Source organism: Pseudonocardia sp. NPDC049154 (genome assembly GCF_040648315.1).
Taxonomy (GTDB): domain Bacteria; phylum Actinomycetota; class Actinomycetes; order Mycobacteriales; family Pseudonocardiaceae; genus Pseudonocardia.
Genome location: NZ_JBEZDN010000040.1, coordinates 1 through 24,476, shown reverse-complemented (window position 1 = coordinate 24,476; position 24,476 = coordinate 1). Strand labels below are relative to the sequence as shown.

The following is a 24,476-nucleotide window of genomic DNA, read 5'->3' as shown; positions in this document are numbered from 1 at the left end:
CCGCACTACGGTCGGCCCGATGAACCGAGCGCTGGCCTCCCGGCTGCTGGTGGGGGTGCTGGCCCTCGAGATCGTCGTCCCGGCCGTCTCGCTCGCGACCACCTCCACCCCGCGGCACTACGCCTGGAGCATGTTCGTCGAGTCCTCGACCGACTACCGCTACGTCGGCGAGACCACGGACGGCACGCACGTCCCGCTCGACCCGGGCGAGGTGGGCCGGCCGTGGGCCGGCATCCACTACGGGCCACAGACGCCGGAGCGGCTGTGCGCGCGGCACCCCGAGCTGAAATCGGTGACCCGGTTCTACGACACCGACACCGAGAGCGTGCAGCCGTGCGGATGATCCCCGAGACCGTGCCGGGCCGGCCGCTCGCCGCCTACCGGATCGTGCTGGGGCTGGTCGCCGTGGTGCGCGCGCTGGCCCTCACCGCCAACCCGTACCTCGGCAACCGCCCCCACCCCCTCTACTCCTTCCTCCCGGCGTTGCCCACGCCGGTGTGGACGGTCGTCGGGCTGGTGATGCTGGCCGCCGCCGTGCTCGTCGTGCTGGGCGTGCGGGCCCGCCCGGCCGCCGCCACCGTCGGCCTCTGCGTCCTGCTGTTGATGTGGGGCGCGGGCTACTACGGCAACGGCGCCTACCTGCTGGCCACGATGTCGCTCCTGATCTCCTGCACGCGCTGCGACACCGACTTCGCGCTGCGCCCGCGCCGGTACGCCGACGGCGTCTGGGCGCCGCCGGTCTACCTCATGCGGGCCCAGATCACGATCGTCTACGTCTACGCCGCCCTCGGGAAGCTCAGCCTCGACTTCCTCTCCGGCAACGGACTGGCGTCATGGGGGATCGACTCGGCCCTCGCGCCGCGGTTCCTGCTGGTCCTGCCGGTACTGGTGGCGATGGCCGTCGGCGCGGTGGCCACGGAGCTGTTCGTCTCCGTGGCGCTCTGGTTCCGGCGGACGCGGCCCGTCGCGATCGCGCTCGGGCTCCTGCTGCACCTGTGCATGATCGGCTGGATCAGCGACAGCCTGATCGCGGTCGTCGAGCTGACCTGCTTCGCGGCCACCACGACCGGCGGCTACCTGCTCTTCGTCGACCGGCTGCCGCGGTTCGTGGAGCGCCGGATCCCGGAGGGCGCTCCGGCGTCCGGTTAACGCCGACCCCCGGTTCCGACGAGGACGGGCCGTGGAGGCGCGGCGGGTCGGGAGCCTGCGGTGGTACGGCGTGCTGCTCGTGCGCGTCGCCGCCCTGGTGATGACGGGTGTGGTGCTGCAGACGGCCGGGTCCGCCGCCTGGAACGATCACGTGCTCGGCATGCGCGGCGAGCCCGACCGGGGGACCGTCGTCGCCGTCCGGCACACGTCACCGGGCCGGGCCGACCGCGTGGAGGTCGACACGGCCCGGTTCGGCGGCACGGCCTGGGTCACCACGCCCCGCAAGGACCTCGACGTCGGCGACACGGTCGACGTCGTCGTCGATCCCCGCGACCCGGCCCGGGCCGAGCTCGCCGGGGACGGCTGGCCCTGGCGGCAGATCGTGATCCCGCTGACCGGGCTGCTGCTGATCGCCGTGTTCGCGGGGAAGTACGGGCGGTGGCGCGACCCGGAGCCGCCCGCCGCCACCGACGAGCTGGTCCGCGGCGGTGCGACCTGAGTCAGGCGTCCTCGAGGTACCGCTTGGCCAGCCCACCGAGGGTCTCCTCGAACTCCGCCACCGTGCGCCGGATGATCTCCGCGACGGGCTCGACCCGGCCGATCCGGCCGGCCACCTGGCCCAGCTGGGCAAGGCTCGCGTTGAGGTCGCCGTCCCGGTAGAGCCCGTGGATGTTGCCGAGCAGAGCCATCGGGTCGCCCTCGGTCGCGATCTCGAACGGCGCGGTGGCCTCGGTCCGCAGCACCCGGACCTGCTTGCCGTTGTGCTTGTTGATCAGCATGGTGTCGGTCTCGGCCGCCGCCACCACGGCGTCCTTCATGTTCCGGTGCACCGGGGACTCCTCGGTCGCGACCATGCGCGTGCCCATCTGGACGCCCTCGGCGCCGAGGGCGAACGCGGCGGCCATCGACCGGCCGTCGGCGATCCCGCCCGCGGCCACGATCGGTACTCCGACCTGGGCCGCGACCAGGGGGAGCAGCACCATCGACGAGACCTCGCGGGGCGCCTTGAACCCGGCGCCCTCGCTGCCCTCGACCACCAGCCCGTCGACGCCGGCCTCGATCGCCTTCTGCGCGCCGCGCAGGGACGGGACGACGTGGAAGACGGTCAGGCCCGCCTCCTTCAGCCGGGGCGTGTGGGCGGTGGGGGAGCCCGCGGACGTCGTCACGAAGCGGACGCCCTCCTCGACGATCATGTCGACGATCGCGGGGTCCTTGACGAAGGCGAGCGGCAGGTTCACGCCGAACGGCTTGTCGGTGAGGTCGCGCGTGCGGCGGATGTCCTCGCGCACCTCGTCGACCCCGAGCGAGCCGGGGACCAGGCCCATCGCGCCGGCGTCGGACACCGCGGCGACGAGCCGGGGTTTGGCGATGTAGCCCATCGGGGCCTGCAGGATCGGGACGTCGACGCCCAGCAGCTGGGTCACGCGGTTGGCGAAGGTCACCACCGCAGGCTAAACGAACGTTCACTTAGTGACCAGGGTCCGCGGGAAACGTCCCCGGTGCGAGGATCGGGACATGGCAGCCACGCCGATCCAGGACGTCCCGATCGCGACCGAGCCGATCCGGCTCGGGCAGTTCCTCAAGCTCGCCGGCCTCGCCGAGGACGGCGTGCACGCCCGGGAGCTGGTCGAGGCGGGCGAGGTCATGGTCGACGGCCGCGCGGAGACCCGCCGCGGCGCCCAGCTGCGCCGCGGGCAGGTCGTGGCGGTGCACGGCCGGCGGGCGCGCCCCGTCGGGTAGCGGGGCTACCAGCCCAGGGCCTGGTGCAGCCGCTCCTCCATGACCGGGGCGAGCGAGGTCATGTACGTGGCCGAGACGTGGTTGAAGTCCATGTAGACGAGCACGTTGCCGATCTCGGCCGGGCAGAGCGCGGCGTCGCACAGGTGGTCGGAGAAGTCCAGGAAGGTCACGTTCGGCGGGACGTCCGGGACCAGCTGGTACGGCGGGATCGGGCCGTAGACGTCGGCGCGCTGCAGGCCGCACTCGGCGGCCCCGCGGCCGCGCTGCTGCAGGCAGTCCAGCGGGCTGAACGACGTGTCGAAGCGCGGGTTGTCCCGCGCGGCGATCACCGGGATGCCGAGCTCGTTCATCCGCTGCCAGGCGGCGACGAAGCCGGGCGGGGTGACCTCGGTGAGCCCCGCCCGGACGTCCCGGCTGGCGAGGGTGAACACGGCGTCGGGATGCAGGTCGGCGATCTCGTCGACCACCGCGGCGTTCCAGTTCAGGCAGTCCAGGTTGGCCGGGTCCACCTCGGACGCGGTGGAGAAGGGGCAGGCCCCCTTCAACATGTCGATCAGCTCCCAGTTGTTCCGCTGCGCGACCGGGGCCAGCGCGGCGGTGTACTGCTGGGAGTGCGAGTCCCCGACGACGACTATCCGCTTGGCCGGCGGGACCGCGGGATCCGGCCGGGGCATCGTGCAGGCCTCGGAGGTGGGGTAGCGGTTCATCGGGGCGCAGGCCCAGTCCTGGACCGGGTAGAAGTCGTTCGGCGCCGTGACCATCGGCGGGATCAGCTCGACGGCCGGGTCGACGTCGTCGATCGAGCCGGCGCGCACGGCCATCGCCCCGGGATGGTCGGCGTCGCCCACCACTGCGGTCTCGTTCGCCCGCTGGGCGGCCTCGAACTGCCAGACGCCGCCGGCGAGCAGGACGACCGCGAGCCCGGCGGCCGCGCCCCGCCAGCGCGTCCGGTCGGTGAGCGGCGCCCGCCGGATCGGCTCCTCGATCAGGTGGTGGGTGAGCACCGCGAGCACGACCGACAGCGCGACGATGGCGAGCCCGCCCCGCAGCCCGACGGTCTCCTGGTCGCGGACGACCAAGAAGAAGATCAGCACCGGCCAGTGCCACAGGTACAGCGAGTAGCTCAGGTCGCCGAGATAGCCGACGGGCCGCGAGGCGAGGATCCGGTCCGCGCCGATCCGGCTGCCGGTCATGCCGGCGATCAGCACCAGGCACGCCGCGCCGGTGGGCCACAGCGCCGCGATGCCGGGGAACACGGCGTCGACCCGCAGCAGCGCGCCGCAGGCGACGAGCCCGACGACGCCGAGCCAGCCGAGCACGATCCGCCAGCGGCGGGGCAGGGTGATCGCGTCGATCGTCAGCGCCAACAGGCCGCCCAGTGCGAACTCCCACACGCGGGTCAGCGAGTGGAAGTAGGCGAGCGGCTGGTTGGTGATCGTCAGCGCGACGGAGAAGGTCAGCGACGCGGCGAACAGACCGCTCAGGGTGAGCAGCAGGTGCCCGCGCAGCCGCTCCCTGGCCTGCCCGGCGACCAGCGCCACCACCGCGATCAGCAGCGGCCACACGACGTAGAACTGCACCTGGATCGACAGCGACCAGAAGTGCTGGACCACGCTCTGGGTGTTGTGCTGGGCCGCGTAGTCCACGGAGTCGGCGGCGAGCTGCCAGTTCTCCAGGAACACGGCCGAGGCGAACAGCTCGTGCAGGGTCTGCTGCCAGCGGGCCTCGGGGAGCAGCAGCGCACCCGCGACCGCGCTCACGAGCAGCACGGTGAAGGCGGCGGGCAGCAGCCGCGCGGCCTGGCGCGCCCACGTCGGCCGGAAGCGGAGCCGGCCGCGGGCGGCGGCCCGGAAGAGCTGCCCGGTGATGAGGAAGCCGGAGATCACGAAGAAGACGTCGACGCCGCCGGAGACCCGGCCGAACCAGACGTGGTAGGCGACGACGAGGAGGACCGCGAGCGCGCGCAGGCCCTGCAGCTCGGGGCGGAAGCGCCGGGCACGCTCCGTGGCCGGGGCGGCGGGCGTGCGCGGGACGTGCGGGACGGGACCGGAGGCGGGATCGACGGGGTCGGGCCGCATCGCTGTCATCCGGTCCCTCCGCGGTCGCCTCCTCCGGCCCAGCTCGTACACCCGTCCGGCCCCGGCGGGCGCTCCGGGCGGGCCCCGCGTCGGGGGCGGGGGCGAGGGGGAGGCAGGGCCGGCTCGTCACCCCTCGTGACGATCCGGGTCGTTCGTACTCTAGATCGGCAGACCGGGTCCCGCTCGGCGGGACCCGGCTCCGGCGGCATCGGTGCTGATCGCGGGCGGTGGGCTCAGTAGCCCACGTAGCCGCCCGAGCCGTTGCTGCGGCCGCCGGCCTCGAGGGTGTCGATGCCGTAGTTGGCGATCATGTAACGCACGCCCGCAGTGATGTTGGCGACCGGGTCGGTGATCGCGCGGTCCGCCAGGCTGGGGTGCACGTAGGCCCGGAAGGTCGAGGGGATGACCTGCATCAGGCCCTGCGAGGGGCGGCCGGCGCGGGCGTTGGAGTCCCACAGGTTGATCGCGCGCGGGTTGCCGCCGGACTCCGCCATGATGACCCTCTTGACGCCCGGCGCGAGGTCCTGCGGGAGATCGCAGATCTCCAGGGCCTTGGCGATCCAGCCGTCCACGCCGCCACGGGCGATCAGCGCGTCGAGCTCCGCGCGGGCGGCCGCCTCCGCGGCCTCCTTGGCCTGCTGCTCCGCGATCCCGTCCGCGATCCGGCCGGCCTTGTCCAGCGAGGCCAGTTCCACGTCCGGGGTCGCCCCGGGGTCGGCCTCGGACGAGCCGGAGTGGTCGATGCCGGCGACCGAGTAGGCGACCGGGCTCAGGTGCGCACCGGTGAGCGGGACGTCCGCCGGGTCGACCTGCAGGGCCTCGGAGTTCGCGGCCAGCTGCGTGGCGGCCGTGGAGGTCTCCGCGGCGTCGGCGATCGCCGGGGCACCGGTGGAGGTGACGGCCGCGAACGTGCCCGTCGACAGGACGCCGAACGCGGCGCCGACGGCAGCCGTCGTGGACGCGACGGTGCGCCGGGGGGCGACGCGACCGGGGGCGGTCGCGTGCCTGGCGGCGTGCCTCGCGGGGACCCGGTGGGGAGCCGGGTCTCCGGTGACACGCCGGCCGCCTGGGGAGCGGTGGCCAGCCAAGGTGTTGAGCCTTTCGCGTTCTCTGCACGTCACGGACCGCCTCGGGCGACCCGGGTCGGGGGTCCCGGGGAGCCGGTCGGGGACTCCGGCTCCACTGTCGCTCGTGATCGGACCGTGATGACTGCCCGGGACACTACGGATGGTGAACCCCCGGACACAACCCCCGGGGGCTGCCTGTCGCCGCTGCTCCGCGGCCGTTCGTCGCGCCGTCCACCGGCAAGGTGTTCTGCGTCTCCTGCGGTGAACGGTCACCGGGCGCGACCGGACGCTACCGGCGCGTAGGGTGGACGTGAATCGAGCTTCAGCTTCTGGGAGGCCCCGTGCACGCGAAGGACCTGCTGACCATCGGGGAGGTCGTCACCCGCAGCGGCTTCCCGCACTCGGCGCTCCGGTTCTACGAGCGCGAGGGGCTCGTGAGCGCCACCCGGACGTCGGGCGGTCAGCGGCGCTACGAGCGGGGCGTGCTCCGCCGGCTCGCGTTCATCCGGGCCGCCCGCTCCATCGGCATCGGGCTCGACGACGTCCGCGCCGCCCTCGACGAGCTCCCCGCCGACCACACGCCGACCAAGACCGACTGGACGCGGCTGTCCAAGACCTGGCGGGGCCGGCTCGACGAGCAGATCGACGCCCTCGTCGCGCTGCGGGACGGGCTCGACTCCTGCATCGGCTGCGGCTGCCTCTCCCTCGCCCGCTGCCGGCTGATGAACCCGGAGGACCGCGCCGCCTCCGCGGGCGACGGCGCCCGCATGCTCCCCGCCGCCCTCCGCCGCGGCCCCACCCCCTGACGCCCGCGAGCCCGCGACCCGCGCCCCGGCCCGCGAGTCGGCAGTTCCGGCACCGCGAGTCGGCAGTTCTGGCACCGCGAGTCGGCAGTTCTGGCACCGCGAGTCGGGAGTTCCGGCACCGCGAGTCGGGAGTTCTGGCACCGCGAGTCGCGCTCTGGCCTCCCGCGAGTCGCGCCGGGTCTCAGCCCGCCATCCGCTCGGCGCGGAGGGCGGAGCGGCGCACCTTGCCCGTGTCCTCGCGGAGCGGGTGGTCCACCCGCTCGATCGTCGCGGGCACCTTCTGCCGGGCCAGTCGCCCCGCGACGTGTGCGCGCAGCTCGTCGTCGGTGACGGTCGAGCCGGGATCGAGCTGGACGATCGCGTGCACCCGCGAGCCCAGGTCGTCGTCGGGCAGCCCGATCACGCACGACGACAGCACGGCCGGGTGCGCGTCGAGGGCGGCCTCCACCTCGGCCGGGTACACGTTGGACCCGCCGACGAGGATCATGTCGCTGCGCCGGTCGGCGAGGTACAGGTAGCCCTCGGCGTCCATCCGGCCCATGTCGCCGAGCGACTCCCAGCCGTCGCGGCCCCGCGCGACCGCGCCGAGGTACCGGTACGGCGACTCGGGCACCTTCATCCACACCTCGCCGACCTCGCCGACGGGCAGCGGCCGCCCCTCCTCGTCGCCGATCCGCATCTCGCCGGACACCACCTGCCCGACCGAGCCCGGGTGGGCCAGCCACTCCACGCCGTCGATCATGCAGCTGGCCTGCGACTCGGTGCCCGCGTACAGCTCGAGCACGGTCTCCGGCCCGAACCACTCGAGGCACCCGCGCTTGACGTGCTCCGGGCACGGCGCCCCGACGTGCAGCAACGTGCGCACCGACGACACGTCGGCGGCGGTCCGCACCTCCTCCGGCAGCCGCAGCAGCCGGCCCATCAGGGTCGGCACGGCGTAGAGCCAGGTCACGCGGTGCCGGTCGACGGCCTCGAGCACGGTGGCGCCGTCGAAGTGGTCGAGCACCACCACCGTGCCCCCGCGCAGCAGGCTGATCAGCGAGAACATGAACGGCGCGTTGTGGTAGAGCGGCGCGGTCACGGCGAAGACCTCGCCGTCGCCCTCGAGGCGCAGCCGTTCGGCCGCCTGCGTGACGACCCCGTACCGGCCCTCGTTCCCGGCCAGGATGATCTTCGGTCGCCCGGTGCTCCCGCCCGAGGTCGGCGCCTTCCAGCTCGGCGGCACCGCGGGCGGCAGCGGGCCGGGGCCGAGGGTGGGGTCGGGCGCCCAGTCGGCGGGCAGCGAGGGGCGCCCGTCCGGCGTCGGCAGCCCGACGACGACGGGCGGGTCGGCGATCTCGATCAACGCCTCGAGCTCGGCGGGCGGCAGCTTCGCCGAGACCGGCTGCGGGATCGCGCCGAGCTTCCACGCCCCGACGACGGCGGCGTAGAAGGCCGCGCCGTTCGGTAGCCCGATGGTGACCAGCGACCCCTCGCGCACCCCGAGCGCGGCGAGCTCCCGGGCGGCCCGGCCGGAGCCGGCGGCGAGCTCGGCGCGGGTGGTGGTGCCGGCGGGATGGAGGAGGGCGATCGCGTCGGAGTCCTGCTCCGCGAGCAGGTCGATCGTGCGGCCGAGTGGGGTCTCGTCGGGGATCACCACCCGATCCTGCGCCTTCGCGGCGATGATGCACATGCCTCCTCCGCTCGGAGGTGGTGCTGGCCTCCCCGACCCGGGCCCTCCGCCGGCGAAGACTTCCCGGTATGCGACTCGTGCCCGCCGCCCTCTCCGCCGCCGTGCTCGGTGCCGTGCTCGCGACCAGCGCGTGCGGCGCGGCCTCCGCCGATCCCCGCGTCGACGCGCCGGCCCCGACCGTCCAGGCGGTGCCGGCGGCCCAGCCGGCCCCGGCGGCCGCCCGGGAGGTCCTGCCGCAGCGGGAGGCGGCCGCGCCGCCGCGCCCCGTGTCGTCGGGCGGCGCGTCGCGGGCCCCGGTCTCCGACCCCGGCATGGACGCCGCCGCCGACGGCCTGCGCCCCTTCCTGCTCACCCCCGCGGAGATCGGCCCGCAGTTCACGGCGGGGGAGGAGCCGCGGCCGGACCCGGCGACCCCCGCGTTGTGCGGCGGGCCGGGCGTCGTCGCGCAGTTCCCGTTCGCCGTGCGGGTCGGCACCGCCGCGGAGAGCACGAACGGCCTGGTCCAGGAGACCGTCAGCGTCTACGGCGACGAGGCGGGCGCCGCCGAGGCCTACCGCGCGTCGGTCGCGGGCATGTCCTGCTCGGAGGACCACGTGGACGGGCGACCGGCCGTGATCGCGCCCGCCGAGGACCTGCGCGCCGACCTGGGCCACGACGAGGCGACCGGCTGGCAGATCGGCGGCGAGGGCTTCGACGTCGTCATGATCTCGGTCCGCGAGGGCGAGGTCGTCATGAACTTCACCGTGCTCGCCCCCGAGGACGGGCTGCCCGCGCTGCCGGACCCGCTCACGGTCGCCCGGGCGGGCACGCAGAAGCTGCTGGGGTGAGACGCCGGTCACCCGCGATGCGGAGGAACCGCCGTTACCGTGGGGTGGTGACCGACGCCCCCGCCGTGCCGACCACCTCCGCCGACCGCTGGCTGCGCTTCGAGGGCCTCGACAACATCCGCGACGTCGGCGGCCTGCCGCTCGTCGACGGCGGGCACACCCGCACCGGCGTGCTGCTGCGCAGCGAGTCGCTCGACCACGTGACACCGGGCGACGTCCGGCAGCTCGTCGACGGCCTCGGCCTGCGGCTGATCCTCGACCTGCGGACCGACCGCGAGATCGCCGAGCACGGCGAGACCGAGCTCGCCCGCGCCGGCGTCGAGACCGTGCAGTTCACGTTCATCCCCGAGTCCGGGCGGGAGCTGCCCGAGGTGGGCGACGACGTCCACCCCATGGTCGCGAACTACCTCGGCTACCTGCGCGACCGCGGACCGAACGTCGTCGGCGCCGTCCGCCGGCTCGCGACCACGGACGGGACCGCGCTGGTGCACTGCGCCGCGGGCAAGGACCGCACCGGGACCCTGGTGGCGATGGTGCTCGACGCCGTCGGGGTCGAGCGGGAGGCCGTCGTCGAGGACTACGCCCTGTCCGCCACGAAGATCGAGGCGATGTTCCGGCGCTGGACCTCCCTGTCCGGGGAGGAGATGCCCGGGCCGGACGAGATCGACCGGCACAGCCCGCGCGCGGTCGCGATGGAGCAGGTGCTGGCCACGCTCGACGAGCGTGACGGCGGTGCGGTCGGCTGGCTGCAGGCCAACGGCCTCACGGACGACGAGCTCACCGCCCTGCGCAACCGGCTGGTCTAGGGGAGCTCCTCGATCGGGACCGCGCCGTCGAGCTTGCGGAGGGCGCCGGGGTCGCCGGTGACGGCCGGCCAGCCCCGGTGCCGGGCGGTGGTGACGACCTGCCCGGCCACGATGTCGTCCTGCCCCGTGGCGGCGAGCAGCAGCCCGGACTCCTGGGCCATCGCCGGGCTCAGGTCGTGGATCACGGTGTTGGGCAGGCCGAGCAGGACCTGCAGGGCGGCGTGGTGCTCGGGCTCGAGCTGCGACCACGCGCGGCCGAGCGCCGCGGACGGCACCGCGAGCACGAGGTTCTCCTCCACGGCGGCCCACACGAGGGCGCGCATGTAGACGGGCCGGCCGGTCGCGAACGCCCGGAGCGCGCTGGCGTCCAGCACTCTTCCGCCGATCATGTGCGCGCCCTTCAGCCGACGGCCACGGGAGGCACGAGCCGGAGCGACCTGCGCGCCGCGTCGAGCTCGTCCGCCGGTGGGGGACCTCCGTACAGGTCGGCCAGAGTAGCGAGCGACCGATCGCGCGACTGCCGTGCCTGCACGGCCTCCGCGACGTACGCCGACAGGCTCGCCGCACTCCCGTTGCGGACCGCCTCCCGTGCCTCCGCGACCAGTTCGGCCGGCAGGGTGACGGTCACCCGCTCGCTGCGCATACCGTCAGGCTACTGGGCGCATATCGGGCCGTCGACCGGAAGCCCCGCCGCCGAACGAGGGCGCAGCGCGGCCGATGCAGGTTACCGACGGGTATGCCAGGCTGGGCGCCGGCGCGGCGGCCGACAGGGACCGCGCCGCACCCGGTCCGCACCGCAGGAAGGTCTCGACGATGGACCTCACCTTCACCGCCGCCGAGGAGGAGTTCCGCAGCGAGCTGCGCTCCTGGCTCTCGGCGAACATCCCCGACGAGTGGCGCCGCCCGGGCTTCTGGGAGTCGCTGCCGGACGACGAGAGCTTCCGGCTGCGCCGCGACTGGGAGCGCGACAAGGCGCTCGCCGGCTTCGCGGGGATCCAGTGGCCGACCGAGTTCGGAGGCCGCGGCGGCACGCCCGGGATGAAGGCGATCTACGACGTCGAGATGGTACTGGCCGACGCGCCGCGCACGGTCAACCCGCTCGGCCTCACCTTCCTCGCGCCCACCGTCATGGCCATCGGCACGGACGCGCAGAAGAAAGAGATCATCGGCCCGATGCTGCGCAACGAGGTGATCTGGTGCCAGGGCTTCTCCGAGCCCGGCGCCGGGTCGGACCTCGCGGCGCTGTCCACCCGCGGCGTCCGCGACGGGGACGACTTCGTCGTCAACGGGCAGAAAGTCTGGACGACCAACGCCGTGCACGGCGACAAGATCTTCACCCTGGTGCGCACCGAGCCGGGCAGCCAGAAGCACCGCGGCATCTCGATGCTGCTCATCGACATGCACCAGGCCGGCGTCGACGCCCGGCCGCTCAAGCAGATGTCCGGCGCCAGCGAGTTCGGCGAGGTCTTCTTCGACGACGCCCGGGTGCCGGCCACGGACGTCCTCGGCGAGATCGGCGAAGGCTGGCGCACCGCGATGCTGCTGCTGTCCTTCGAGCGCGGCGCCTCGGGCATCTCGCAGTACACCGAGTTCCGCCGGCAGTACGACGAGATCGCCGCCGTCGCGAAGAAGCTCGGCCGCGACACGGACCCGGTGATCCGCAACAAGCTCGCCCGTGTCCTCACCGAGCTGGAGTGCCTGCGGCTGCACTCGATGCACGTGCTCACGCAGACCGAGCAGGGTCGCGACCTGGGCTTCGAGGCGTCGATGACCAAGCTGCAGTGGTCGGAGGCCTTCCAGGACCTCTGGGAGGTCTACGACGACGTCCTCGGCGAGGACGACACCCTCGAGGCGCTCGGCGACCTCGACCTGCGCCCGTTCAACGCGCAGGCGATGTGGTCCCGGTCGGTCACGATCTGGGGCGGATCGTCGCAGGTGCAGCGCAACGTCACCGCCGAGCGTGTGCTCGGCCTGCCCCGGTAGGAGCCCGGCATGTTCTTCGCCCTCACCGAGGACCAGCAGGAGTTCGGCGCGGCGGTCACGACCTACCTGGCCGAGCGGTTCGACAGGGAAGCCGTGCGTCGCGTCTTCGAGGACGCCGACGGCGACGGCAACCCCGAGTCGCTGTGGAAGGCGGCCGCCGAGCAGGGCTGGCTCGCCGTCACCGTCCCCGAGGAGCACGACGGCCTGGGCCTCGGCCTGGTCGAGGCGCAGGTGATCGCGCGGGCGCTCGGCGCCGGCGTCGCGCCCGGCCCGTGGCGCGGCACCGTGCTCGCCGCCGAGGCGATCCGCCTCGCGGGGTCGGACGAGCAGAAGGCGGCCTGGCTGCCGCGGCTCGCCTCGGGGGACGCGATCGGCGCCGTCGGGCTGCGCGGCGACGCCCCCGGCGTCGTCCCCGCGGTGGAGTACGGCGTGATCGCCGACGTCGTGGTCGTCCGGACCACCGGCGGGCTCGGCCTGGCCACCGGCGCGCAGGCCACTCCGATCGGCTCCTACGACCGCACCACACGCCTGGCCACCCTGAACGTCGCCGACGTGGAGCCGCTGCCGGGCGACGCGGTCGGCCCCCTGACCGCCCGCGCGACGGTGCTGGTCGCCGCCGACCTGGTCGGGATCGCCCGCGAGGCGCTGAGCCGGACCGTCGCCTACGACCGCGAGCGGGAGCAGTTCGGCGTGCCGGTCGGGTCCTTCCAGGCGCTCAAGCACGCGCTGGCGGACATCCACGTCGGCGTGACCATGGCCGAGCACGCCGCCCTCTACGCCGCCCACGCCGTGGACGCCGGGCTCGACGACGCCGAGCTGGCCGTCGCCGTCGCCAAGGCCAAGGCGAGCGAGGTGGCCCTGCAGTCGACGGCCGCGATGATCCAGTACCACGGCGGCATCGGCTACACGTGGGAGCACGAGGCGCACTTCTTCTACAAGCGCGCCAAGCGCCTCGCCGGCCTCTACGGCGGGGTGGACCAGCACCGCGAGCGGATCGCCGCGCTCACCCTCTGACGTCCGGCGGCCCGGCGGCGCGCCCGATGGCGGCCGCCGCCGGGCCCCGGCACGATCATGGGATGCAGAGCTACCGGGCCGTCGCCGACCCGACCCGCGCCGCCGAGGCCTCCGCCGGCACGCTCGCGGCGGCCGCACCCGCGCCGTTCACGATCGACGTCCGCTTCACCGGCGGGCTCGGCGCGCGTCAGCAGGCCGCCTTCGCGGCCGCGGCGGACCGCTGGACGCGGATGATCGTCGGCGACCTCCCGGCCGTCGTCGTGGACGGCGAGACGATCGACGACGTGCTGATCCTCGCCTCGGGCGCGGACATCGACGGCCCCGGACAGGTCCTCGGCCAGGCCGGCCCCACGCAGCTGCGCCCGGTCTCCGCCGGGCTGCTCCCCGCCGTCGGGCAGATGCGGTTCGACACCGCGGACCTCGACCGGATGGAGACCGAGGGCACGCTCGACGACGTCATCACCCACGAGATGGGCCACGTCCTCGGCATCGGCACCCTCTGGTCCCGGCTCGGCCTGCTGTCGGGCGCGGGCACGGACGACCCGGTCTTCACCGGCACCGGGGCGGTCGCGGAGTGGACCGCGCTCGGCGGCAGCGGCGGGGTTCCCGTCGAGAACACGGGCGGGCCCGGCACGCGGGAGGGGCACTGGCGGGAGTCGGTCTTCGGCGACGAGCTGATGAGCGGCTTCATCGCCGAGGCCGGCAACCCGATCTCCCGCGTCTCCGTGGCCGGCCTGGGCGATCTCGGATACCTCGTGGACCTCGGGGCGGCGGAGCCCTACCGGCTGCCGGCCGGCGTGGAGGGGCTTCCCGCGATCGTCGGCAGGCCGGGACGGCGGTGCCGGGTCGGGCGCCCCACCGCGCACGTCCTGCCCGAGACGGCCCTCCGCGTCTGACCCGCCCCGCACCCCACCCACCGCGGGCGAGGTGTGGGCCGGTGTCCGCGGGGTACGCACCTCGGTTGCGCCACCGTCGTGACCGTCCGAACTCGCAGGTCGGGGGCCACTGTGGAATGCGGAACCCCTCCGCTCGTGGGACCGTAAGGGGATGCCGGCCCCACCCGCAGTCAACGCCACCGCCGCGGCCCTGCTCGGACTGCTCCACAGCGGTCCGATGACGGGCGGCCAGCTCGTCGCGGCTGCCGGCGAGCGCTTCGGTTCATTCTTCACCGTGACCCGCAGCCAGGTCTACCGCGAGCTGCCGGTGATGGCCGAGGCCGGCCTGCTGCGGCTGGGCAAGCAGGGGCCGCGGGCGTCGCAGCAGTACGTGATCACGGCGGCGGGCAAGCGGGCGTTCAAGGCGTGGCTGCACCACGGCAGCGGCGGCGACGCGCTGCGCAGCCCGCTGGTCCTGCGGCTGCTGCACGCCGGCCAGCTCACCGTGAAGCAGCGGGCCGAGCTGGTCAGCACCTCGCGCGAGGTCTACACGGCGCGGCTCGCCGAGTCCCGCGCCACCGCCCGGGGCGAGGAGGACCCGTACCGCAAGGCGGTCGCGGACTTCACCGTCGCGCACACCCGGGCGATGGTGAAGCTGCTCGACGCGATCCCGCTCGACTGACACCCCGGCGGCGCACCCGGACCCCAACCCTCCCGCCGCACCGCCCTCGCGTGCCCGCGTAGCCTGGAGCGTTGTGAACCCCGACGTGGCAGCCGACCTGAAGGACCTCGCAACCACTCTGGAGGGCATCGAGGCGGTCACCGACGTCCCCGCGCTCAAGGCGGAGATCGCGGACCTGGAGGAGCAGGCGGGCGCCCCCGACCTCTGGAACGACACCGAGGCCGCGCAGAAGGTCACCAGCCGGCTCTCGCACGCCCAGGCCGAGCTGCGCCGGGTCGAGGACCTGCGCCGCCGGCTCGACGACCTCCCCGTGCTCTACGAGCTGGCCGAGGACGAGGGGGACGAGTCCGCGATCGCCGACGCGGATCGGGACCGCACGAAGCTCCGCGAGGAGATCGCCTCGCTCGAGGTCCGGACCCTGCTGTCCGGCGAGTACGACGAGCGCGAGGCGCTGGTGACGATCCGCTCCGAGGCGGGCGGGGTCGACGCCGCGGACTTCGCCGAGATGCTCATGCGCATGTACCTGCGCTGGGCCGAGCGGCACGGCTACGGGGTGGACGTCTACGACACCTCCTACGCGGAGGAGGCGGGCATCAAGTCCGCGACCTTCCAGGTCCACGCCCCCTACGCCTACGGCACGCTGTCGATCGAGCAGGGCACGCACCGGCTGGTCCGCATCTCGCCGTTCGACAACCAGGGCCGCCGGCAGACGTCCTTCGCCGGCGTCGAGGTCACCCCGGTCGTCGAGTCGACGGACCACGTCGAGATCGACGAGAAGGACCTGCGCGTCGACGTCTACCGGTCGTCCGGGCCCGGCGGGCAGGGCGTCAACACCACGGACTCGGCGGTCCGGCTGACCCACATCCCCACCGGGATCGTGGTGTCCTGCCAGAACGAGCGCTCCCAGATCCAGAACAAGGCGACCGCGATGGTCGTGCTGCAGGCCAAGCTGCTCGCGCGCAAGCACGAGGAGGAGCGGGCGCTGATGGACTCGCTCAAGGACTCCGGCTCCAGCTGGGGCAACCAGATGCGCTCCTACGTGCTGCACCCTTACCAGATGGTCAAGGACCTGCGGACCGAGTACGAGGTCGGCAACCCGGGCGCGGTGCTCGACGGCGACATCGACGGCTTCATCGAGGCGGGCATCCGCTGGCGTCGCAACCAGCAGCTCGAGGCGGAGAACGCGTAATCGGACGAGCGGTAGCGCCGCTGCGCCGAGGGGGCCTGTCGGGTGACGGCCCGGTCATGATCCGCCGGTAACGTCCCGGCCGTGATCCGGCTGGAGCGCGTCACCAAGATGTACAAGACCTCGACGCGGCCCGCGCTGGACCGCGTCTCGGTCGAGGTGGGCAAGGGCGAGTTCGTCTTCCTCATCGGGCCGTCCGGCTCCGGGAAGTCGACCTTCCTGCGGCTCCTGCTGCGGGAGGACGTCCCGACCCGCGGCAAGATCTGGGTGACCGACCTCGACGTCGCGAAGCTCCCGCGGCGCAAGGTGCCCCGGCTGCGGCAGCGCATCGGCGTGGTGTTCCAGGACTTCCGGCTGCTCGCGAACAAGACCGTCGGCGAGAACGTCGCGTTCGCGCTCGAGGTGATCGGCAAGTCGCCGTCGACGATCCGCAAGGTCGTGCCCGAGGTGCTCGAGCTGGTCGGGCTGGAGGGCAAGGCCGACCGGATGCCCCACGAGCTCTCCGGCGGCGAGCAGCAGCGCGTGGCGATCGCCCGTGCGTTCGTGAACCGCCCGCTGGTCCTGCTGGCCGACGAGCCCACCGGCAACCTCGACCCCGACACCAGCCAGGACATCATGCTGCTGCTCGAGCGGATCAACCGCACCGGCACGACGGTCGTCATGGCGACCCACGACCACTCCATCGTCGACTCCATGCGACGGCGGGTGGTCGAGCTGGACATGGGCCGGGTCGTCCGGGACGAGGCCCACGCCGTGTACGGGGTCGGCCGCTAGTGCGCCCCGTCGACGTACTCCTCTCCGCGGAGGCGGCATGAGAACCGACTTCGTCGTCCGGGAGGTCGCCACCGGCCTGCGCCGCAACGTCACGATGACCGTGGCGATGGTGCTGACCACCGCGATCTCGCTGCTCATGGTCGGCACCGGCCTGCTCGCGGTGAAGACCATCGACGCCACCGAGGCGATCTACTCCGACCGCCTGGAGATCCGGGTCGCGCTCACCCAGGACGTGTCCACCGCGGACACGGACTGCACCCAGCCGATCTGCGCGGGCCTGCGGTCCACCCTGGAGAACTCCCCGCTGGTGGCGGGGGTGACGTACGAGAACCAGCAGGAGGCCTACGAGCGCTTCCAGGAGCTGTTCGCCGGGCAGTCGGTCGCCGAGCTCGCCCGGCCGCAGTCGCTGCCGGCCACGCTGCGGGTCAAGCTCGTCGACCAGGACGGGTCGACCGAGGCCGGCGCGGCCGCGGTGAAGCAGGCCATGGAGAACCAGGTCGGCGTGCGGACGGTGATCGACCAGCGGGACGTCGTCGCCAAGCTGTTCGACTTCCTCGGCGGCGTGCGGAACGTGACCTTCGCGCTGGCCCTGGTGCAGGCCGTCGCGGCGCTGATGCTGATCTCCAACACGGTCCAGGTCTCCGCCTACACCCGCCGCACCGAGGTGGGCGTGATGCGGCTGGTCGGCGCCACGCGCTGGTACACGCAGCTGCCGTTCCTCGTCGAGGCCGTGATCACCGGCGTGATCGGCGCGGTGCTCGCGGGCGTCGGGCTGCTCGTCGGGAAGATCGCCTTCATCGACTCCCTGCTGGCCGGGATCGCGCAGAACGGCGTGATCCCGCCCGTCACGCTCGCCGACGTCCTGACGGTCTCGGTGTACCTGGTCCCGATCGGCGCCGTCATCGCGGGGATCACCGGGTACGTCACGCTCCGTCTCTATGTGAAGGTGTGACGGGACGACCTCCGCGTAGGCTGGAGGGGTGAAGGAGAAAGGCCGCAAGGTGATCGCGCAGAACCGGCGCGCGCGTCACGACTACGCGGTGCTCGAGGAGTTCGAGGCCGGTGTGGCGCTCATGGGCACCGAGGTGAAGAGCCTGCGGCTGGGCCGGGCCTCCCTGGTCGACGCGTACGCCACGGTCGACGAGGGCGAGGTGTGGCTGCGCGGCCTGCACATCCCCGAGTACACGCACGGCAGCTGGACCAACCACGAGCCGCGGCGCACCCGCAAGCTGCTGCTGCACAAGTACGAGATCGAGCGGCTGATCGGCAAGATCCGCGAGGGCGGGCTGACGCTCGTCCCGATGTCGCTGTACTTCAGCGACGGCAAGGTCAAGTGCGAGCTCGCGCTGGCCCGCGGCAAGAAGAGCTACGACAAGCGGCAGGACCTGGCGAAGAAGGACGCCGAGCGGGACATGGCCCGGGCCATCGGCCGCGCCGCGAAGGGCCGGGCGAGGTCGCTCTCGTGACCCTGCCCGCCCTGCCCGAGCCCCCGTCGTCGGACGACGACATCCCCCGCTGGATCGCCGACCTCGGCCTGCCCGGGCTCGTCGACATCCACGTGCACTTCCTGCCCGAGCGGGTCCTGCGCAAGGTGTGGGCCTACTTCGACCAGGCCCGCACGCACTACGGCAGGGACTGGCCGATCCAGTACCGCACCCCCGAGCCCGAGCGGGTCGCCACGCTGGAGAAGCTCGGCGTGCTGCGGTTCGCGCCGCTGGTCTACCCGCACAAGCCCGGCATGGCGGCGTGGCTGACCGAGTGGGCGGCCGAGTTCGCCGCCGCCACCCCGGCCGCGGTCCGCACGGCCACGCTCTACGCCGAGCCCGGCGTCGAGGAGTACCTGGGCGCCGCCGTCGAGGCCGGGGCCCGGGCGGTGAAGGTGCACGTCCAGGTGGGGGCGTTCGACCCCCGCGACCCCCTGCTCGACGGGGCGTGGGGCCTGCTGGCCGAGGCCGGCGTCCCGGTGATCGTGCACTGCGGGCACGGGCCCATCCCCGGTGAGCACACCGGGCTCGACGTCTTCGGCGAGGTCCTGGCCCATCACCCGCGGCTCACCGCGGTGCTCGCCCACGCCGGGATGCCGGACTTCCACGCCGCGCTGGAGCTGGTGCACCGCTACGAGAACGTGCACCTCGACACCACGATGGTCGGCACGCCCTATGCCGAGGCGTTCGCGCCGCTGCCGGCGGACTGGCCCACCCGGCTCGCCGAGATCCCCGGCCGGGTCGTCCTGGGCAGCGACTTCCCGAACATCCCGTACCCCTACGCCGAGCAGCTCCGCGCGATCGCGGGCTGGGCCGCTGCGGCCGACCGGCTCGGCGAACCCTTCCTCCGCTCGGTCCTCCACGACACGGGCACCCGCCTCCTCCGCCTCTGACCCGTGAGCGCTGACTGCCGCTAGAGGGTCAGTCAGCACTCACGACCCCCAGTGACCAGCGCGAACGCTCACGGCAGCAGGACCAGCCGGCCCCCCACCCCACCGGCGGCGAGCCGCTCGTGGGCCGCAGCGACGTCGTCGAGCGGATAGGTGCCGGCCACGGTCAGGGTCAGCTCGCCCTTGGCCGCCAGCGCGGCGAGCTCGGCCAGGCGGGCGCCGTCCGGCCGGACCTCGGCCTGCACACTGCGGATCCCGCGCTCCGCCGGCACCGGCCCGGCGACGGTCACCAGCGTGCCGCCGTCGCGCGCGGGCGCGAGCGCGGCCGCGCCGGTTCCCGCCGTGTCGAGGACGGCGTCGACACCGGAAGGCAGTGCGTCCCGGCGGACGACCTCGGCCCCGTATCCCCGCACCGCGGCCTCGTCGCGGGCCGAGGCCGTCGCGACCACCGGCAGCCCGGCGCGCACCGCGAGCTGCACCGCGAACGCGCCGACGCCACCGGCCCCGCCGATGACCAGCAGGGACGAGCCCTCCGGCGCGGCGAGGTCGTCGAGCGCCGCGGCAGCGGTGAGGGCGTTGAGTGGCAGGGTCGCGGCCGCCGCGACCTCGACGCCCTCGGGCGCCGGCGCCACGTCCGCCGCCGGCACCACGACCTTCTCCGCCTGCGCCCCGACCGGCACGGCGAAGGCCGGGAGCATCGTGATCACGGCGTCGCCCGGCCGCAGCCCCTCCACCCCGGCGCCGACGGCGTCGATCCTCCCGGCGACGTCCCAGCCCAGCCCCCGCGCGAACGCCCCCTCGGGCGCCGGCGACAGCCCGGCCTGCACCGTCCACCCGGCCCGGGTGGCCAGGTCGACGGGGTTGACCGCGGCGGCCTCGACCGCGATCCGCACCTCGCCCGGCCCCGGTTCGGGCTCGGGTACCTCCGCGACCTCGAGCACCTCGGGGCCGCCGAACTCCCGGAACACCACTGCACGCATGTCGCTCACTCCTCGTCGTCGTGCTTCCGGAACTCACGCTAGGAGCGTTACTACCCAGCGGGTAGTAGTTACCTGGAAGTGCGTAGGAGAGCCGGAGGAGAGCCATGGCGACCACGACCGCGGCCCAGCGTCGCGAGGCCGACCGCGCGGCCTACGACGCCTTCCTCGCCGCCTGCCCCTCGCGGATGGTGCTGGACCGGATCAGCGACAAGTGGGTCGGGCTGCTGCTCGCCGCGCTGGCCGACGGCCCGAAGCGGTACTCCGAGCTCGGCAGGCGCGTCGCCGGCGTCAGCCCGAAGATGCTCACCCAGACCCTGCGCGGCCTCGAGCGCGACGGGCTCGTGGAGCGCGAGGTGACCGCGGCCGTGCCCGTGCGGGTAGACTACCGGCTCACGCCGCTCGGCGCCGGGCTCCACCGGGCGGTGCTGCACGTCAAGGAGTGGGCGGAGGCGCACGTCGACGAGGTGCTCGCCGCGCGTGATCGGTACGACGCCCGGTCCGACACCGAATCGGGATGAGTGCCGGGGTCGGGGGCGTTAGAATGAACCGACGGCCCGAGGTGCGGGTCGCGACAAGGGGGTGAACGGTCTCGACTCCTGAGGCGGACCGAGGGGAAGCGTGCCGAGGAAGACGACGATGACCTCGTTAACCATGCGTCGTAACCAAATAAGTGCCGACGAGAGTCGCACTGCCCAGGTTCAGGGCGCGCGCGCGGACTTCGCGCTCGCTGCCTGATCCAGTAAAGGGCTGTCGGCCCGGGGGTGTTCCCGCCCCGGTGTCCGGCATCAGCTAGGGGACTTCACCGTCCGGCCCGGTCGCCGGGGTCGGACGGGACAACCAACAGCGACTGGGATCGTCACACCGGCTCGTCCGTGAGATCGGTGGATCCGAGTAGAGACACAGCGGACTGCGCACGGAGAAGCCCTCGCAAAGCGAAGGAGGACCCGGGTTCGATTCCCGGCACCTCCACCCCTGGAGTTCAGGGCCCCGACCCGGACGGGTCGGGGCCCTGACCGTTCTCGGGGTCAGACCGTTCTCGGGGTCAGACCGTTCTCGGGGTCAGACCGTTCTCAGAGGCAGACCAGGCCCCACGGCCGGTCCCGGACCCGCGTCATCACCAGCGTCGCCCGGCGGGATCCGCGCAGCTTGAGCCGCTTGTGCAGGGCGTCGACGTCCCCGGCCAGGCCGCGGCGCCGGATGTCCACGGCGCCGACGTCGAGCTCGCGCAGCCGGCGGGGGAGCCGCTTCTGGTCCCACGGCCCGGAGTCGATCACCTCGAGCGTGCGGGCGAACGGCGTCGCGACCGGCTCGTCGGCCGACAGGAAGGCGATCCGGTCGTCGATCTTCCACGTCCCGGTGCGCCGGGCGAGCTCCTCGACGGCACCGGCCCGCGTGACGGCCGGGTTCGGGTCGAGCAGGTAGCGGCCCGGGTCGCGCACCGGGACCGGCTCGCCTGCGGCCGCGACGAGCGTGTCGCCGGAGGGCAGGACGGTCGCCCGGGCCCGCGTCGTCGCGAGGGCGGGGGACCAGGCCACGGCCTCCTTGAGGTCCCGGTCCACCGCCACGAACTCCAGCTCCCACCCCGCGGGGACGACGTCGTGGTCGAGGCCCGGGGCGGCCTTGATCCCGATCGCGGGGACCGGCAGGCCGACGCACCAGTCGAGCGGCGGCTCGCTGTCGCCGGTCCGCATCCGGCCGCGCGCCGAGCGCCGGGCCGGGTCCACGAACACCGCGTCGACGCCGGTCAGGTCGACCTCCCGGACGTCCGCGAGCAGGGTGTGTGCCTCGCCGCCGTACACCGCGGCGTTGTGGCGGGCCATCCACAGGTGCACGGGGTCGCGGTCGACGGCCAGGACGTCCCGGCCGGGGGCGAGGGCGAGCAGGTCGCCGCCGATGCCGCAGCAGAGGTCGGCGAGGCGGCGCGCCGAGGCGAACCGGGACGCCCGGTGTCGCGCCACGATCTCCGGCGACGCCTGCTCCCAGCCCGCGCGCGTCAGGAACATCGCGCTCGCCCGGTCGAACTTCCCCTCGGCCCGCTCGCGCAGCTGCGCCTGGGTGAGGGCCTCCGCGACCAGCGGCGCGGGGTACGTGCGGCGCAGTGCGGTCCCGAGCCGGAGGGCGGCGTCGTCGGTGAGCGGGCGCCCGTCGAGCCCGGCCGCGATCGCCGCGAAGAGCTCCGCGCCCGTCGGTCCCGCCAGTTCGTGCAGGCGAGCCAGCACCTCGTCCGTGTCCACCGCCGGGAGAGGCTACCGACATCGGCGTGCACGCCCCTTCCCGTCACCTGGTGACGATCCCGGCCCTTCACCCGATCGCGTAGCGTTGCCAACGATCGGGACGGAAGGGGCGACGTGGCCACGACGAGGGACGCCGTGCCGGCGCGCACACGGGTGCGCATGCCGCGGGAGATCTGGGTACTGGTCGTGGCGGCGTTCGTGGTCGCGATCGGCTTCGGCATCGTGGCGCCGGCGTTGCCGGCCTTCGCCCGCACGTTCGACGTCGGGGTGGCAGCCGCCTCCGCGGTGATCAGCCTGTTCGCGGCGTTCCGGCTCGCCTTCGCCCCGGTGAGCGGGCGCTTGGTCGGCCGGTTCGGTGAGCTGCGCGTCTACACCGTCGGGCTGGTGATCGCCGCGGCCTCGGTGGGGGCGACGGCGGCCGCGCAGAGCTACTGGCAGCTGCTTCTGTTCCGGGGCGTCGGCGGCATCGGTTCCACCATGTTCACCGTCTCGGCGATCTCGCTGCTGGTGCGGCTCGCGCCGCCCGAGGCTCGCGGCCGGGCGACGGGCATGTGGGCCACGGGCTTCCTGCTGGGCAACATCGCGGGGCCGCTGGCCGGCGGCGGCCTGATCGCGGTGAGCCTGCGCGCGCCGTTCCTTGTGTACGCGGCGGCGCTGCTGTGCGCGATGCTGGTCTCGGTCCCGCTGCTGCGGGGGCGGACGGGCGATCGCGCCGGGACCGATCCCGCCGAGGCCCCCGCCACCTTCCCGACGGCGATCCGGCACCCCGCCTACCGCGCGGCGCTGGTGGCGAGCTTCGCCAACGGCTGGACCGTGTTCGGGGTCCGCGTGGCGCTGGTGCCGCTGTTCGTGGTCGAGGCGCTCCGTCAGAGCGAGACGTGGGCCGGGTTCGCGCTCGCCGTCTTCGCGGCCGGCAACGCCGCGACCCTCCTGATCTCCGGCCGGCTCGCCGACCGCCGCGGCCGCAAGCCCCCGGTGCTGGCGGGTCTCGTGGTCTCCGCGATCGCGACGGGCCTGCTCGGATTCGCGCCGTCGTCCGGGCTGTTCCTGGCGTTGTCGCTGGTCGCAGGGGTCGGCAGCGGGCTGGTCAACCCGCCGATCACCGCCGCGGTCGCCGACGTGATCGGCAGCCGGGCCCGCGGCGGCACGGTGCTGGCGGGCTTCCAGATGGCCGCCGACGTCGGCGCCATCGTCGGGCCGCTGGCCGCCGGTGCGGTGGCCCAGGCGGCCGGCTTCGGGCTCGCCTTCGCCCTCACCGGCGTGGTTTCGGTGATCGCGCTGGGCTTCTGGCTCCGCGCGCCCGAGACGCTCCCGCGCCCGCACGACCACTGCGACGCCACCGCCGAGACGGTCGCGGGGGAGCGCGCCGTCGGGGCGGAGTGACGGGCGTGGCTCAGCGGGCCGCGAGGTAGGCCGGCCAGCTGCCGTGCGCGGTGACGTCCCGGGCCGTCCCGGCGGCCCAGCCCTCGCACACGATCCCGGCCACGGACCGGCCGTCGGCCAGCACGAGCGTGCCGACGGCCAGCGGCGCGGGCAGGGCGACGGCGAGCCGGCCGACCGAGGGGACGGGCAGCCGGAACAGCTCGACCTCCACCTCCGCGCCTCCGTCGGCGACCCGGACCAGCCCGCCGCGCAGGACCTCCTCCCCGGGCAGCGCCAGCAGCCGGTACACCGGGGCGGTGTGGCCGACCCCGGCGAACCGGCCCCCGAGGGCCAGCAGTTCGGGGTGCAACGGCTGGCCCCGCCGGTGGGCGGCGACGACCGCGAGAAGAACCGTGCTCACCGCGGCACCTCGGACACGTGCGCCGCGACGATCCGCCAGCCCCCGTGGCCGTCGAGATCCGGGAACCTGACCCAGGTCTGCGTCTGCCGGCCCTCGGTCGCGCCGCCCGGATAGCCGAACAGCGTGCTGACCACGGCCGACGCGTCGCCGGTCGCGAGCACGACGGTCTCCGCCAGCGTCCGGCCCGCCGGGACACCGGGGTTCGCCCGCCGCCACGCCGCGATCTCGTCCGCGCCGTGCTGCCGGTCGGCCACGCCGTAGCGGACGCAGCGCGGGTCGGCCCAGAACAGCGCGGTCAGGGTGGCGACGTCGCCCTCCCGCAGGGCCCGTTCGTAGCGCTCGAACACCGCGCGGACCTCGGCCACCACCTCCGGCGCGTCGATCCGGGACCCGGCCCCCGGTGCGGCGGGGACGCCCCCGCGGCGGACCCCACCCGTGCGGCGGGC

28 protein-coding genes and 1 other RNA gene are annotated in these 24,476 nt (G+C 74.0%); 19 read left to right on the top strand and 10 right to left on the bottom strand.

Annotated elements, in window-relative coordinates; genetic code table 11:
- The first annotated feature begins 19 nt into the window (after nt 1-19).
- From AB0B41_RS20080 to AB0B41_RS20070, 3 genes are read left to right on the top strand one after another with little or no spacing between them, the layout of a single operon-like run.
- Entirely contained in the window at nt 20-343 is a 324-nt protein-coding gene (locus AB0B41_RS20080) for a hypothetical protein (RefSeq protein WP_358205316.1), read from the top strand.
- Complete coding sequence (locus AB0B41_RS20075) at nt 340-1,149, top strand: HTTM domain-containing protein (RefSeq protein ID WP_358205377.1); 810 nt, start codon at nt 340-342, stop codon at nt 1,147-1,149. The genes AB0B41_RS20080 and AB0B41_RS20075 overlap by 4 nt, the downstream gene beginning before the upstream one ends.
- A gap of 31 nt (nt 1,150-1,180) precedes the next feature.
- Nucleotides 1,181-1,648 carry a DUF3592 domain-containing protein gene (locus tag AB0B41_RS20070; RefSeq protein WP_358205314.1) on the top strand — a complete coding sequence of 156 codons (468 nt, stop codon included), beginning with the start codon at nt 1,181-1,183 and terminating at the stop codon, nt 1,646-1,648.
- A 1-nt stretch (nt 1,649) separates the two neighbouring features.
- Here AB0B41_RS20070 and AB0B41_RS20065 read toward each other — a convergent pair whose 3' ends face one another.
- A complete protein-coding gene (locus AB0B41_RS20065) occupies nt 1,650-2,591 on the bottom strand; it encodes a nitronate monooxygenase (RefSeq protein ID WP_358205312.1) in 942 nt (313 codons plus the stop codon).
- A 73-nt stretch (nt 2,592-2,664) separates the two neighbouring features.
- Here AB0B41_RS20065 and AB0B41_RS20060 point away from each other — a divergent pair, with 73 nt between their 5' ends.
- Nucleotides 2,665-2,889: an RNA-binding S4 domain-containing protein gene (locus AB0B41_RS20060; protein WP_358205310.1), complete on the top strand. Its 225-nt coding sequence runs from the start codon at nt 2,665-2,667 to the stop codon at nt 2,887-2,889.
- A gap of 5 nt (nt 2,890-2,894) precedes the next feature.
- Here AB0B41_RS20060 and AB0B41_RS20055 read toward each other — a convergent pair whose 3' ends face one another.
- Complete coding sequence (locus AB0B41_RS20055) at nt 2,895-4,976, bottom strand: acyltransferase family protein (RefSeq protein ID WP_358205308.1); 2,082 nt, start codon at nt 4,974-4,976, stop codon at nt 2,895-2,897.
- Between the two features lie 224 nt (nt 4,977-5,200).
- Nucleotides 5,201-6,055 carry a transglycosylase SLT domain-containing protein gene (locus AB0B41_RS20050; RefSeq protein ID WP_358205305.1) on the bottom strand — a complete coding sequence of 285 codons (855 nt, stop codon included), beginning with the start codon at nt 6,053-6,055 and terminating at the stop codon, nt 5,201-5,203.
- Between the two features lie 320 nt (nt 6,056-6,375).
- On the opposite strand from AB0B41_RS20050, the gene soxR reads away from it, so the two are divergent.
- Nucleotides 6,376-6,840 (top strand): redox-sensitive transcriptional activator SoxR, encoded by a 465-nt coding sequence (gene soxR, locus AB0B41_RS20045; protein ID WP_358205303.1) that lies wholly within the window; start codon nt 6,376-6,378, stop codon nt 6,838-6,840.
- Nucleotides 6,841-7,021: 181 nt separating this feature from the next.
- On the opposite strand, the gene AB0B41_RS20040 is transcribed toward soxR, so the two are convergent.
- On the bottom strand, nt 7,022-8,512 hold the full coding sequence (locus tag AB0B41_RS20040) for an AMP-binding protein (protein ID WP_358205301.1): 1,491 nt from the start codon (nt 8,510-8,512) through the stop codon (nt 7,022-7,024).
- Nucleotides 8,513-8,580: 68 nt separating this feature from the next.
- Here AB0B41_RS20040 and AB0B41_RS20035 point away from each other — a divergent pair, with 68 nt between their 5' ends.
- Together AB0B41_RS20035 and AB0B41_RS20030 are read left to right on the top strand one after the other, a co-directional pair.
- Nucleotides 8,581-9,339 carry a hypothetical protein gene (locus tag AB0B41_RS20035; RefSeq protein ID WP_358205298.1) on the top strand — a complete coding sequence of 253 codons (759 nt, stop codon included), beginning with the start codon at nt 8,581-8,583 and terminating at the stop codon, nt 9,337-9,339.
- A gap of 47 nt (nt 9,340-9,386) precedes the next feature.
- Nucleotides 9,387-10,145 carry a tyrosine-protein phosphatase gene (locus tag AB0B41_RS20030; RefSeq protein WP_358205296.1) on the top strand — a complete coding sequence of 253 codons (759 nt, stop codon included), beginning with the start codon at nt 9,387-9,389 and terminating at the stop codon, nt 10,143-10,145.
- On the opposite strand, the gene AB0B41_RS20025 is transcribed toward AB0B41_RS20030, so the two are convergent.
- Nucleotides 10,142-10,534, bottom strand: coding sequence for a hypothetical protein (locus AB0B41_RS20025; protein ID WP_037042731.1), 393 nt, complete (start codon nt 10,532-10,534; stop codon nt 10,142-10,144). The two genes, AB0B41_RS20030 and AB0B41_RS20025, sit on opposite strands and share 4 nt — an antisense overlap.
- An 11-nt stretch (nt 10,535-10,545) precedes the next feature.
- A complete protein-coding gene (locus AB0B41_RS20020) occupies nt 10,546-10,788 on the bottom strand; it encodes a hypothetical protein (protein WP_037042729.1) in 243 nt (80 codons plus the stop codon).
- A gap of 170 nt (nt 10,789-10,958) precedes the next feature.
- Between AB0B41_RS20020 and AB0B41_RS20015 the strand changes: the two genes are divergently transcribed.
- From AB0B41_RS20015 to AB0B41_RS19975, 9 genes are all read left to right on the top strand, one after another.
- Nucleotides 10,959-12,128, top strand: a complete 1,170-nt coding sequence (locus AB0B41_RS20015; protein WP_358205294.1) for an acyl-CoA dehydrogenase family protein — start codon at nt 10,959-10,961, stop codon at nt 12,126-12,128.
- A 9-nt stretch (nt 12,129-12,137) separates the two neighbouring features.
- A complete protein-coding gene (locus AB0B41_RS20010) occupies nt 12,138-13,142 on the top strand; it encodes an acyl-CoA dehydrogenase family protein (protein ID WP_358205291.1) in 1,005 nt (334 codons plus the stop codon).
- Between the two features lie 62 nt (nt 13,143-13,204).
- Nucleotides 13,205-14,038, top strand: a complete 834-nt coding sequence (locus AB0B41_RS20005) for a leishmanolysin-related zinc metalloendopeptidase (RefSeq protein ID WP_358205289.1) — start codon at nt 13,205-13,207, stop codon at nt 14,036-14,038.
- A gap of 151 nt (nt 14,039-14,189) precedes the next feature.
- Nucleotides 14,190-14,699, top strand: coding sequence for a helix-turn-helix transcriptional regulator (locus AB0B41_RS20000; protein WP_358205287.1), 510 nt, complete (start codon nt 14,190-14,192; stop codon nt 14,697-14,699).
- A 73-nt stretch (nt 14,700-14,772) separates the two neighbouring features.
- Entirely contained in the window at nt 14,773-15,888 is a 1,116-nt protein-coding gene (gene prfB, locus AB0B41_RS19995) for a peptide chain release factor 2 (RefSeq protein WP_358205285.1), read from the top strand.
- Nucleotides 15,889-15,969: 81 nt separating this feature from the next.
- Complete coding sequence (gene ftsE / locus AB0B41_RS19990; protein ID WP_358205282.1) at nt 15,970-16,659, top strand: cell division ATP-binding protein FtsE; 690 nt, start codon at nt 15,970-15,972, stop codon at nt 16,657-16,659.
- A 37-nt stretch (nt 16,660-16,696) separates the two neighbouring features.
- Nucleotides 16,697-17,611: a permease-like cell division protein FtsX gene (gene ftsX / locus AB0B41_RS19985; RefSeq protein ID WP_358205280.1), complete on the top strand. Its 915-nt coding sequence runs from the start codon at nt 16,697-16,699 to the stop codon at nt 17,609-17,611.
- A 28-nt stretch (nt 17,612-17,639) separates the two neighbouring features.
- Nucleotides 17,640-18,125 carry an SsrA-binding protein SmpB gene (gene smpB / locus AB0B41_RS19980; protein WP_358205278.1) on the top strand — a complete coding sequence of 162 codons (486 nt, stop codon included), beginning with the start codon at nt 17,640-17,642 and terminating at the stop codon, nt 18,123-18,125.
- The gene (locus AB0B41_RS19975; protein WP_358205276.1) at nt 18,122-19,036 is read left to right on the top strand and encodes an amidohydrolase family protein; all 915 of its coding nucleotides are present in this window, start codon (nt 18,122-18,124) and stop codon (nt 19,034-19,036) included. The genes smpB and AB0B41_RS19975 overlap by 4 nt, the downstream gene beginning before the upstream one ends.
- Before the next feature lie 68 nt (nt 19,037-19,104).
- On the opposite strand, the gene AB0B41_RS19970 is transcribed toward AB0B41_RS19975, so the two are convergent.
- On the bottom strand, nt 19,105-20,013 hold the full coding sequence (locus AB0B41_RS19970; protein ID WP_358205274.1) for an NADP-dependent oxidoreductase: 909 nt from the start codon (nt 20,011-20,013) through the stop codon (nt 19,105-19,107).
- Between the two features lie 104 nt (nt 20,014-20,117).
- On the opposite strand from AB0B41_RS19970, the gene AB0B41_RS19965 reads away from it, so the two are divergent.
- Complete coding sequence (locus AB0B41_RS19965) at nt 20,118-20,531, top strand: helix-turn-helix domain-containing protein (RefSeq protein WP_358205272.1); 414 nt, start codon at nt 20,118-20,120, stop codon at nt 20,529-20,531.
- Between the two features lie 57 nt (nt 20,532-20,588).
- Nucleotides 20,589-20,985, top strand: a transfer-messenger RNA (tmRNA) gene (gene ssrA / locus AB0B41_RS19960).
- Nucleotides 20,986-21,083: 98 nt separating this feature from the next.
- On the opposite strand, the gene AB0B41_RS19955 is transcribed toward ssrA, so the two are convergent.
- The gene (locus AB0B41_RS19955; protein ID WP_358205270.1) at nt 21,084-22,247 is read right to left on the bottom strand and encodes a class I SAM-dependent methyltransferase; all 1,164 of its coding nucleotides are present in this window, start codon (nt 22,245-22,247) and stop codon (nt 21,084-21,086) included.
- 114 nt (nt 22,248-22,361) lie between these two features.
- Between AB0B41_RS19955 and AB0B41_RS19950 the strand changes: the two genes are divergently transcribed.
- On the top strand, nt 22,362-23,630 hold the full coding sequence (locus tag AB0B41_RS19950; protein WP_358205267.1) for an MFS transporter: 1,269 nt from the start codon (nt 22,362-22,364) through the stop codon (nt 23,628-23,630).
- A gap of 10 nt (nt 23,631-23,640) precedes the next feature.
- On the opposite strand, the gene AB0B41_RS19945 is transcribed toward AB0B41_RS19950, so the two are convergent.
- Nucleotides 23,641-24,030, bottom strand: a complete 390-nt coding sequence (locus tag AB0B41_RS19945) for a hypothetical protein (RefSeq protein WP_358205265.1) — start codon at nt 24,028-24,030, stop codon at nt 23,641-23,643.
- Nucleotides 24,027-24,476 (bottom strand): AtzH-like domain-containing protein (locus tag AB0B41_RS19940; protein WP_358205263.1); only part of this gene is annotated, 450 nt, incomplete at its 5' end. The genes AB0B41_RS19945 and AB0B41_RS19940, both read right to left, overlap by 4 nt.